Consider the following 7,338-nt stretch of genomic DNA (forward strand, 5'->3'; position numbering starts at 1 on the left):
TCTTCACGCTGCCCGGCGGCACCGGCACGATGGAAGAGATCTTCGGCCAGCCCGAGGTGGTGGACCAGACGCTGATCACGCTGCTCGCCGGCGGGCATGTCCTGCTGGTCGGTGTGCCCGGGCTGGGCAAGACCAAGCTGGTCGAGACGCTCGGCACCGTGCTGGGCATGGCCGAGAAGCGCGTGCAGTTCACCCCCGACCTGATGCCGGCCGACATCATCGGCTCGGAGGTGCTGGACGAGACAGGCGAAGGCCGGCGCAGCTTCCGCTTCATCAAGGGCCCGATCTTCTGCCAGCTGCTGATGGCCGACGAGATCAACCGCGCGAGCCCGCGCACCCAGTCGGCGCTCTTGCAGGCAATGCAGGAGATCAAGGTCGCGGTCGGCGGCATCGAGCACCCGCTGCCGCGGCCATTCCACGTGCTCGCCACCCAGAACCCGATCGAGCAGGAGGGCACCTATCCGCTGCCCGAGGCACAGCTCGATCGCTTCCTGCTCGAGATCGAGGTCTCCTACCCGGCGCTGGACGCCGAGCGGACCATGCTGCTCGCGACCACGGGGGCCGCCACGGCGCGGCCGCAGCGGGCGATGAGTGCGGAGGAACTGCTCGCGGCGCAGGCGACGATCCGCCGCATGCCGGTGGGCGAGAGCGTGGTCGAGGCGATCCTGACACTGGTGCGCGCGGGCCGGCCCGAGACCTCCCCGCTCGACGTCGTGAAGCGCCACCTCGCCTGGGGTCCGGGGCCGCGCGCCGCGCAGGCGCTGATGCTCGCCTGCCGCGCGCGCGCAGTGCTCGACGGCCGGTTCGCGCCCTCGATCGACGACGTGGTCGCGCTTGCGCCGGCCGTGCTGCGCCATCGCATGGCGCTCAACTTCGCCGCGCGCGCCGACGGCGTGCGCCTCGCCGACGTGATCGGCCAGCTGACGGACTTGCTCGAATGACCGCGAACTTGCCGGGCGGCCCGGCGACCGCGGCTCGCCGGGCAGAACAGCTTGCCGCGCGGCTGCCACCGCTGCTGGTCGCCGCCGAGCGGGTCGCGGCGACAGTGGCGCAGGGCGTGCACGGACGGCGCCGGGTCGGCCAGGGCGACAGCTTCTGGCAGTTCCGCCAGTTCCTCGCCGGCGACTCAGTGCACCGCATCGACTGGCGCCAGTCGGCGAAGGGCGACCGTACCTTCGTGCGCGAGACCGAGTGGGAGGCGGCGCAGAGCGTCTGGCTCTGGCGCGACGCATCGGCGGGGATGCGCTGGCGCTCCGACCGCCGTCTGCCGGAGAAGGCCGAGCGGGCGGAACTGCTGACGCTCGCGCTGGCCTCGCTGCTGCTGCGCGGCGGCGAGCGCGTGGCCCTGCTCGGTGCGGGGATGCGCCCCGTGTCCGGCCGGTCGATGATCGAACTCCTGTCGGAGGCGATGTCTCGGCGCGGTGACCCCGGCGCGCTGTCCGGCCTGCCGCCGGCGGCGAACCTGCCGCGCTACGGCCGTGTGGTGCTGATCGGCGACTTCCTCTCGCCGCTGCCCGACGTGCAGCAGGCGGTGGCACGGCTGGCGCAGATCCCCGTCTCGGGCCACCTCTTGCAGGTGCTTGACCCAGCCGAGGCGGCGCTGCCGTTCCGCGGCCGCATCCGCTTCGAGGGGCTGAAGCGCGAGGGTGCCGCGCTGATCGGCAAGGTCGAGGGCATCCGTGGCGACTACCAGGCGAAGCTCGCCGCGCAGCAGGAGGGCTTGCGAGCGATCGCCGCTGCCGCCGGCTGGAGCTTCGCCGTGCACATCACCGATCACTCGCCCGAGACCGCGCTCATGGGCCTCTACCTCGCCCTCGCCCCGGACCGCGCCGGGCTGGGTCGCGCAGCGTGAGGGCAAGCCGGGGATGATCGAGGCGCTCGGCACGATCGGCTTCGCGCATCCGTGGCTGCTCGCGACGCTGCTGCTGCTGCCGCTGCTGATCTGGCTGCTGCGCGTCACCCCGCCGGCGCCGAGGCTGCTCGCCTTCCCGGCGGTGCGGCTGCTGCTCGACCTGCAACGGCGCGAGGAGAGCTCGGCGCGCACGCCGTGGTGGCTGCTCGCGCTGCGCATCCTCGCCGCCGCGCTGGTGATCGTCGGCCTCGCCCGGCCGGTGCTGAACGCGGGGCAGGTGCCGGGCGGGTCGGGACCGCTGCTGCTGGTGGTCGATGACGGCTGGGCCGCGGGCCCGGACTGGGGTGCCCGGCTCGTCGCCGCCGAGTCGGCGCTGGCCGAGGCCGAGCGCGCGGGCCGCCCGGTGGCGCTGCTGACCACCGCACCCTCGGCGCGGGGCGAGGCGCCACGGCTTTCGCCCATCATGCCGGCCCCGGAGATGCGCGAACGCGTCGCCGCCCTCCGTCCCTTGCCCTGGCCACCCGATCGCGCAGCGGCGACCGCCGCGCTCGCTGGCTGGTCGGTACCGGGCGGAGCCGTCCTCTGGCTCGCCGACGGGCTGGCCCACGGCCCGGCCGACGCGGCCTTCGCAAGCCGGCTCGCAACGATCGGGCCCCTCACCATCGCCGCGCCGCCAGCCGGCGCGCAGCACCGCGTGCTGCTGGCCCCGCGATCAGAGCCCGCCCGCATTGTCGCCCGCATCGCCGCGACCCCCGTGCCCGCCGCCAGCACCATCGGGGTGCTCGCCCGGACGGCGGACGGACGCACGCTGGCGCGCGCCGAGGCGACCATCCCGCCCGGCGCCAGCGAGACCGAGGCGGCGATCGTGTTGCCGCCGGAGCTGCGCAACCGGCTCGCCGCGCTCGCAATCGAGAGCGCCACCTCTGCCGGCGCGGTCGCGCTGCTCGACGAGCGCTGGCGCCGCCGTCCGGTCGGGCTGATCGCCGGCGCGGCCGAGACGGCCGACCAGCCACTGCTCGGCGCGCTCTACTACCTCGACCGCGCACTCGCCCCGTTCACCGAGCTTCGCCGCGGCACCGTGCGCGACCTGCTCGCGCGCGAGATCGCCGTGATCGCGCTCGCAGACGTGGACACGCTCACCCCGATCGAGATCGACCAGCTCGGACGCTGGGTGGATGAGGGTGGCGTGCTGGTACGCTTTGCCGGGCCGCGGCTGGCGGCACGGCCGGACCCGCTGATGCCGGTGCGGCTCCGGAGCGGCGACCGCCAGTTGGGAGGCGCGCTCTCCTGGCAGCAGCCGGCCCGGCTCGCGCCGTTCCCTCAGGACAGCCCCTTCGCCGGGCTCGATGTGCCGGCCGAGGTGCGGATCACGCGGCAGGTGCTGGCCGAGCCCTCGCTCGATCTCGCGCGGCGGACCTGGGCGACGCTGACCGACGGCACGCCGCTGGTCACCGGCGAGCCGCGCGGGCGCGGCGCGATCGCCCTGTTTCATGTCACCGCCAACACCGAGTGGTCGAACCTCCCGCTCTCGGGCGTGTTCGTGGAGATGCTGCGACGCCTGGTGCAGCTCTCCGCCGGGGTCGGCACCGCGGCGGGCGATGCGGTGCTGGCGCCGTTCGAGACGCTGGACGGGTTCGGCCGGCTCGGCGCACCGTCAGCCTTCACCACCGGGATCGCCGCCTCGGCGATCGAGCGCACCGTGCCCTCACCACGCCACCCGCCCGGGTTCTACGGCCCCGACGCGGCGCGGCGTGCCCTCAACCTGGGCGCCGCGATCGAGCGTCCGACTCCACTTGCGCCTCCCGAGGGCGCGGCGAGGCGGACGCTCGGCGAGGAGGCGGTCTCGCGCGACCTGCGGCCCTGGCTGCTGGGCGCGGCGCTGGCGCTGCTGACGCTGGATCTGCTGTTGGCGCTCTGGCTGCGCGGCCTCGTGCGCCCGATGCCGACCGCGCGCGCGGCCGCCGTGGTGGTCGGGCTCGCGCTCATGCCGGCTCCGGCGCACGCGCAGCTGGACCCGATGCGTGCGGCGCTCGAAACGCGGCTCGCCTTCGTCGTCACCGGCAGCCCGCAGGTGGACGGCGTCTCGCGCGCCGGGCTGGTTGGGCTCACCGACTTCGTGAACCGCCGCACCGCCACCAACCTGGCCGAGCCGATGGGCGTTCGGCCAGGCGTCGATGACCTCTCGTTCTTCCCGCTGCTCTACTGGCCAGTGACGCCGGACCAGGGTGCGCTCGACGAGCGCGGCATCGAGGCGATCAATGCGTTCATGGCCGAGGGCGGGATCGTGCTGTTCGACACCCGCGACGCAGGCTCGGGCCAGGGCATGAGCGCCGGGGCGGATGCTGCGCTGCGCCGAGTGACGCGCGGGCTGTCCGTCCCGCCTCTCGCACCCGTGCCGGCCGATCATGTGCTCACCCGCGCATTCTATCTGCTGACCGACTTCCCCGGACGCTGGGTCGGCGGGCAGGTCTGGGTGCAGCGCGACCAGGACCGCGCGAACGACAGCGTCAGCCCGGTGATCATCGGCGGGCACGACTGGGCGGCGGCCTGGGCAGTCGACGAGGCCGGGCGCAATCCCTACGCCGCCGTGCCGGGCGGGGCGCGCCAGCGGCTGCTGGCCTATCGTTTCGGTGTCAACCTGGTGATGTACGCCCTCACCGGCAACTACAAGGGCGACCAGGTGCACGTGCCGATCATCCTCGAGCGGCTGGGGCAGTAGCGATGGACGGAACGCGCGCCCTTGCCGCGGTGGTGTTCGATCCGCTGCTGCCGCTGCCGCTGTTCGCGGCACTCGCGGCGCTCGCCGCGCTCGCGGTGGCGCTGGCGCTGTGGCGGCGCGCGCGGGGCGCGTGGCTGCGCGGCTTCGTCGCCGCGGTGCTGATCCTGGCCCTCGCGAACCCGCGCCTCGTGCAGGAGACGCGCCAGGGGCTGACCGACATCGCCGTGCTGCTGGTGGACGAGTCCGCGAGCCAGCGCGTCGGCGATCGGGCGCGCGAAGCCGCGGCCGCGCGCGCCGCGATCGAGCAGCGCGCGCGAGGGCTCGACGCGCTGGAACTGCGCACCGTCACCGTCCCCGAGGCCGGCAGCGCCGGCACGCGGCTGTTCGATGCGCTCGCGCGCGCGCTCGCTGAGATCCCGCGCGGGCGGTTCGCCGGCACGATCGCGATCACCGACGGACAACTCCATGACGCGCCCGAGGATGCGCCGGACGCGATCGAGGCCGCCACCGGCGGTGCGCCGTTCCATCTGCTGCTGACGGGACGGCCCGGCGAGATCGACCGGCGCGTGCGCGTGATCGAGGCCCCGCCCTTCGGCATCGTCGGGCGCAGCGTGGATGTCCGCGTCGTCGTCGAGGACCTCGGCGGTACGCCCGCGACCGCGCCTGTGACGCTGACGGAACGGCGCGACGGGGCGGCGCCGCGGCGAACGATGGTGCCAGTCGGGCGCGAGCACGTCATCGCCGTGCCGATCGAGCGTGCCGGCCAGACCGTGATCGAGATCGAGGCCGAGGCACGCATGGGCGAGGTGAGCCTCGTCAACAACCGCGCCGTGGTGGCGATCAACGGCGTGCGCGACCGGCTGCGCGTGCTGCTGGTGTCGGGCGAGCCGCATGCGGGGCAGCGCACCTGGCGGCGTCTGCTCAAGGCCGATCCCAACGTCGATCTCGTGCACTTCACGATCCTGCGCCCACCGGAAAAGGACGACCTGACGCCGCTCTCCGAACTTGCGCTGATCGCCTTCCCGGTGCGCGAGCTGTTCCAGGTCAAGCTGCGCGAGTTCGACCTGATCATCTTCGACCGCTTCACCAACCGCGGCATCCTGCCGCCGATCTACCTGCGCAACATCGCCGACTACGTGCGCGGCGGCGGCGCCCTGCTCATGAGCGTGGGCCCCGAGTTCGTCGGACCCGCGAGCCTCTACAACACGGGGCTGGGCCAGGTGCTGCCGGCGAGCCCCACGGGGCGGATCGCCGAGACGCCGTATCGGGCGCGCGTGACCGAGCTCGGCGAGCGTCATCCGATCACCACGGCCCTGCCCGGGGCGAATATCGGCGAGGCGGAGGCCGCCTGGGGCCCGTGGTACCGGCGCATCGAAACGAGCGCGCCGCGCGGCCAGGTGCTGATGAGCGGGCCGAACGAGGAGCCGCTTCTGATCGCCGACCGGGTCGGCGAGGGCCGCGTCACCCTCCTGCTCTCCGACCACATCTGGCTCTGGAGCCGCAACCACGACGGCGGCGGGCCGCAGGGCGAGATCCTGCGCCGGGTCGCGCACTGGCTGATGAAGGAGCCCGAGCTCGAGGAGGAGGACCTGCGGGTCAGCATCGACGGTGAGCGGCTGGTTGTCGAGCGACGCTCGATCGCCGAGGGTCCGCCCCCCGAGATCACCGTCACCGCGCGGGTTTTTGGCCCGCCGAACTCGGCCTGCGCGATCCACGCAAGTGACTGGCGTACAGCCGTGTGCGGTTCCGCTCACGACCCACGCTCTCGAACCTGCCGGGCCCGGCCGCGCGATCCTGGACCTGCCGGCGACCGAGCCCGGCGCATGGCGGGTCAGCGACGGCACCCGATTTGCCTTTGGCGCCGTGGGCGCGGCCAATCCGCTGGAGCTTGCCGACCTGCGCGCCACCACGGAGCGGGCCGGCGCGGCGGCGACGCGCTCCGGCGGCGGCGTGATGTGGCTCGCCGACGGCGTACCCGATCTCCGCCGCGTGCTGGCCGAGCGGGCCGCGCGCGGCCAGGGGTGGGTCGGGCTGCGGCGCAACCGCGACCATGTCGTCACCGGCGTCGCGGACCTGCCGCTGATGCCACCCTGGGCGGCGCTGCTGCTGATCCTGGGCGGCGCGGTCTGCGCCTGGCGGCGCGAGGGACGGTGATCGCGGCCGCGTTCCGGGCTATGTGTCGGTGATGATCCCCCGTCTCGCGCTTGCCGCCCTGCTTGCCCTCGCCCCGCTCCCCTGCGCCTGGGCCCAGCCTGCGCCTGCCGGCGCGGCGCCGGGTATGGCCGATGCCCCGCCCGCGGCGAGCCCGACCGAGGCGCTGTTCAACGCGATCAACCTGGGCGATCTCGATCAGGTGCGGGGCGCCGTGGCCGCGGGCGCCGATATCGGCCGGCGCAACGTGCTCGGACTGACGCCGCTCGACCTCGCGGTCGATCTGGGCCACGCCGAGATCGCGTTCTATCTGATGTCACTCGGCCGGGTGAGCGCGCGGCCAGCGGTGCCCCAGCCGCCCGCCACGCCGCCCGCCGCCCGGCCGCCCGTGCCGCGCGGCCAGGCCACCCTGCCGCCCGCACCGGCGCCGAGCCCGACCGGGGCGGTCGCGGTCGCCCCGCTGTGGCAGGGCGGCGGCGGCTCGCCGGTACCCGAGGCCGGGTTCCTCGGCTTCGACGCGGGCCGGCCCGAGGGCGGGGGGGGGGGCCCCCCCCCCCCCCCCCGCGCCCCCCCCCCCCCCGCGCCGCCCCGCCGCGGGTGGGTGGGGGGGGGGGGG

General features: G+C 74.7%; 5 protein-coding genes. All 5 read left to right on the forward strand.

Annotated elements, in window-relative coordinates:
* The first annotated feature begins 29 nt into the window (after nt 1-29).
* Entirely contained in the window at nt 30-941 is a 912-nt protein-coding gene (locus ACTIFU_RS21320; RefSeq protein WP_439580341.1) for an AAA family ATPase, read from the forward strand.
* Nucleotides 938-1,852: a DUF58 domain-containing protein gene (locus ACTIFU_RS21325; RefSeq protein ID WP_439580337.1), complete on the forward strand. Its 915-nt coding sequence runs from the start codon at nt 938-940 to the stop codon at nt 1,850-1,852. Before ACTIFU_RS21320 ends, ACTIFU_RS21325 begins: the two co-directional genes overlap by 4 nt.
* 13 nt (nt 1,853-1,865) lie before the next feature.
* Nucleotides 1,866-4,571 carry a DUF4159 domain-containing protein gene (locus tag ACTIFU_RS21330; protein ID WP_439580338.1) on the forward strand — a complete coding sequence of 902 codons (2,706 nt, stop codon included), beginning with the start codon at nt 1,866-1,868 and terminating at the stop codon, nt 4,569-4,571.
* A gap of 2 nt (nt 4,572-4,573) precedes the next feature.
* Nucleotides 4,574-6,757, forward strand: coding sequence for a hypothetical protein (locus ACTIFU_RS21335; RefSeq protein WP_439580339.1), 2,184 nt, complete (start codon nt 4,574-4,576; stop codon nt 6,755-6,757).
* On the forward strand, nt 6,757-7,338 hold a 582-nt coding region (locus ACTIFU_RS21340; RefSeq protein WP_439580340.1), incomplete at its 3' end, for a hypothetical protein. The genes ACTIFU_RS21335 and ACTIFU_RS21340, both read left to right, overlap by 1 nt.

This window comes from Elioraea sp., from assembly GCF_051860475.1.
Classification (GTDB): Bacteria; Pseudomonadota; Alphaproteobacteria; order Acetobacterales; family Acetobacteraceae; genus Elioraea.

Bases quoted from the DNA above. Each gene is read 5' to 3' on its own strand.
- ACTIFU_RS21320 (WP_439580341.1), top strand. From the start codon at position 30: ATGGAAGAGATCTTCGGCCAGCCCGAGGTGGTGGACCAGACGCTGATC.
- ACTIFU_RS21325 (WP_439580337.1), top strand. From the start codon at position 938: ATGACCGCGAACTTGCCGGGCGGCCCGGCGACCGCGGCTCGCCGGGCA.
- ACTIFU_RS21330 (WP_439580338.1), top strand. From the start codon at position 1,866: ATGATCGAGGCGCTCGGCACGATCGGCTTCGCGCATCCGTGGCTGCTC.
- ACTIFU_RS21335 (WP_439580339.1), top strand. From the start codon at position 4,574: ATGGACGGAACGCGCGCCCTTGCCGCGGTGGTGTTCGATCCGCTGCTG.